Raw genomic sequence first — 2979 nt, 5'->3', positions numbered from 1 at the left:
CCTCGACGCTTGTTTCCGGGCCATCCAGGCTCACGAAGAAATGCTGGTCAGGGAAATGATCGAAGGACTTCAGCAGTTGCCTGACGTGCGAATCTGGGGAATCACAGAGCAAGAAAGATTCCACCAGCGCTTGCCGACCATTGCCATCACCCACGCACGCTTTTCTCCGCGTGAGTTGGCTGAATTCCTTGCGACCAGGGGAATCTTCGTCTGGCACGGGAATTTCTATGCGCTTCCTTTAACGGAGAGATTGGGCCTGGAACCTGAGGGCCTGCTGCGCCTCTCGATGGTGCATTACAATACCAAAGATGAGGTGCATCGGGTCCTCGCCGCGATGCGAGAGCTTGATTAGCCGATGTTCCCCACCTGAACGACTTCCCGTCGAAACCGGGCCCGACGGGTATTGTGTGACGACGGCACAAAAGTGCAACGAGACTATCTTCAATGGAAACCATTCGTGGCAATATTTACGACTATCCCAAGTATTATGACGTTTTATTCGGTGCAGATTGTCAGGCAGAAATCAAATTCTTGCGAGCCTGCTTTGAACGTTACGCGCGAATTCCCGTCCGGCGCGTGTTCGAGCCGGCATGCGGGACCGGCCGCCTTCTCATCCGTTTAGCACGCCAGGGATTTGATGTGGCAGGCCTGGATATCAATCCCAGAGCCGTGGCATTTTGCAATAAACGTCTCAATCGGTATGGTTATCCCTCAACGGTTTGGGTTGGGGATATGACAAACTTCCGCGTGAAACGGAAATTTGATGCCGCCTTTAACACCATCAATAGCTTTCGCCATTTACCGGATGACCGGGCAGCCGTTTCTCATTTTCAGTGCATGCGGCAGGCCATTCGAAAGGGAGGGCTGTATGTCCTTGGGTTTCACCTTACTCCCAATCGGCCGCCGACCTGCACGGAGGAGGCCTGGGTGGCACGCAAGGGGCACCTTCAGGTTAATTCCTGGATGAAGACGATCAGCCTCGATCGGGAGCATCGTAAAGAACGAGTTTATCTCCAATTCGATATTTATACTCCCAGCCATAGCTTTCGGATTGCTGACGAATTCATTTTCCGCACCTACGACCGTCACCAGTTTTTGCGACTATTGAAAAAAGCCGGAGGATGGGAGGTGGCGGCCACCTACGACTTTGCCTACCGCATTGACGACCCGATCGTTGTGGATGATCAGACAGAAGACGTGGTATTTGTGCTGCGTGCAGTCTAGGTGGCCAACCGGTTTCCAACTCCTACGTAGTCAATCTTTGCGATGGCGCGACCGCATCACACCTGCGGTAGTATTTCCGTGCATCGCGTTTAAAAATGATTCAATTTACTCAGTAGTGGCGATAGTTGTGATCAATGAATGAGAGGAGGATTCTTAAAAAATATGGAACCTCTGAGTGTGCAACCGAAGGAGCTGGAACATTTCCTGGATGTCGCGAACAGAGCTGTGGATCTTGCAGCCGAGGTTTTGCGAGATAAATTCGGTCGTGTCGAGGCGAGGCTCAAAGGAGATGCGGATTTTGTGACGGAGGCTGATACCGAATCGCAGCGAGTGGTGTGTGAGACGATTCGGAGGGAGTTTCCCGACCACGGTTTCCTCGGCGAGGAAGGAGGTGACTTTCCAGCAGAGCAAGACAGTACGTACTTCTGGATTCTCGATCCTCTGGACGGCACCACCAACTACGTTCATGGTGTGCCTTTTTTTTCGATCTCATTGGCTCTAGCATGCAAGAATGAGATTCTTGTGGGTGTGGTTCTGGATCCCATGCTGAATGAACGCTTCACCGCGGTGCGGGGCGGCGGTGCCTATTTGAACGGGAAGCCCATCCGCGTGAGTTCGGTGGCGACCCTTGGGGAGGCCCTGATTTCGATTGGCCTTCCGCCTCGGGTGACGCCCGAGTCAGCGGACGTTCGCTGGATGGTGCAATCCGCGGTCCACTGCCTTTCCTTGCGGCGGACAGGCTCGGCTGCGCTGAACATGGCTTACCTGGCGGCAGGACGCTTCGATGTGTCATGGGCTCTGACCACCAAAGCCTGGGACGTCGCCGCCGGAAGCCTTCTGATTGAGGAAGCCGGTGGAGTAGTGACCAACCTCCAGGGCAAGCCGCTGGGTGTAAGGGGTGGCCCGTACGTCGCGGCGGCCAATCGTGGGTTACTTGAGGAGTTTCTCCGAACAGTGGGATCTCACTCCTGATTATCTCCTTCGGGTTCCATGCCCGGATCGCTCTGGAGCACTTGCTTCGCTATTCTCTCCCCTCCCCGGGAAGGCAATACCGGTTTTCCCCTCCCGGTGTGACGACGGAGAACGCGCGTCGTCCCGCTGAGTTGCAGCACGCTTGGGCTCGCGATATAACGGAGGCGGTCTGGGAACGGGATACGGGTTTGAAAATCAGAGGAGAAAGTTCAACGATTTTTCCGGGAGGTGTGAGCCATGGCGTTGGAACACAACTGTCTAGCGGGAAAGGTTGGTCCCCGTTGCTGCCCATGTCATGAGACCAGCAGTCTGAGCAGCCTGGCCACTCTCACGCGGCGGGCTTTTCTGGGAAGCGCGGCAATCGGCTCGACTCTCCTCTCAGGTTTGAGCTGGGGCAGCCTCGCCGCTCAGGCCCCCGATCTGCCCATGCCTCCTCCACGACAACCCTTGAAGGTAAAACCCGTTTTCCTGTACCGCGTTTATCAACGGCGTCCCCAGACGAGTTGGCGTCCCTGGGGTGGTATTCAAACCGAAGAAGCGGCAAGTCAGGAGGTTGCGCGAATCCGGGAAGAACTGAAGCAGCTTCAAGCCTCCGCAGACTTTCCTGTGGAGTTTGCTCCTCTCACCGCGACGAAGGATGCGCGACAGTTGAGCGGCATGGAGGATGTCCAGAGTGCGGACGTCTTGCTGGTCTATGCCAATGACGGCGATCTTAATGCGATTGCAGCGCTTAAGAAGGACACGATTTTCTTCGTCCGCCACAAGTCTGGTCCGCTTTATCTC

Annotated in this window: 4 protein-coding genes; all 4 read left to right on the top strand. The window is 55.4% G+C overall.

The window, feature by feature from the left end:
• On the top strand, positions 1–352 hold a 352-nt coding region (locus H5U08_RS14410; protein WP_297034508.1), incomplete at its 5' end, for an aminotransferase class V-fold PLP-dependent enzyme.
• A gap of 92 nt (positions 353–444) precedes the next feature.
• Positions 445–1224: a methyltransferase domain-containing protein gene (locus H5U08_RS14405; protein WP_297034506.1), complete on the top strand. Its 780-nt coding sequence runs from the start codon at positions 445–447 to the stop codon at positions 1222–1224.
• 162 nt (positions 1225–1386) lie between these two features.
• Positions 1387–2196, top strand: coding sequence for an inositol monophosphatase family protein (locus H5U08_RS14400; protein ID WP_297034504.1), 810 nt, complete (start codon positions 1387–1389; stop codon positions 2194–2196).
• Positions 2197–2433: 237 nt separating this feature from the next.
• Positions 2434–2979, top strand: a 546-nt coding sequence (locus H5U08_RS14395) for a hypothetical protein (protein ID WP_297034501.1), incomplete at its 3' end; no start/stop codon positions are given.

The organism is Thermogutta sp. (genome assembly GCF_014359955.1).
GTDB lineage: Bacteria > Planctomycetota > Planctomycetia > Pirellulales > Thermoguttaceae > Thermogutta.
Note: the sequence above shows the minus strand (reverse complement) of the source record. Positions and strands in the feature narration are given on the sequence as shown.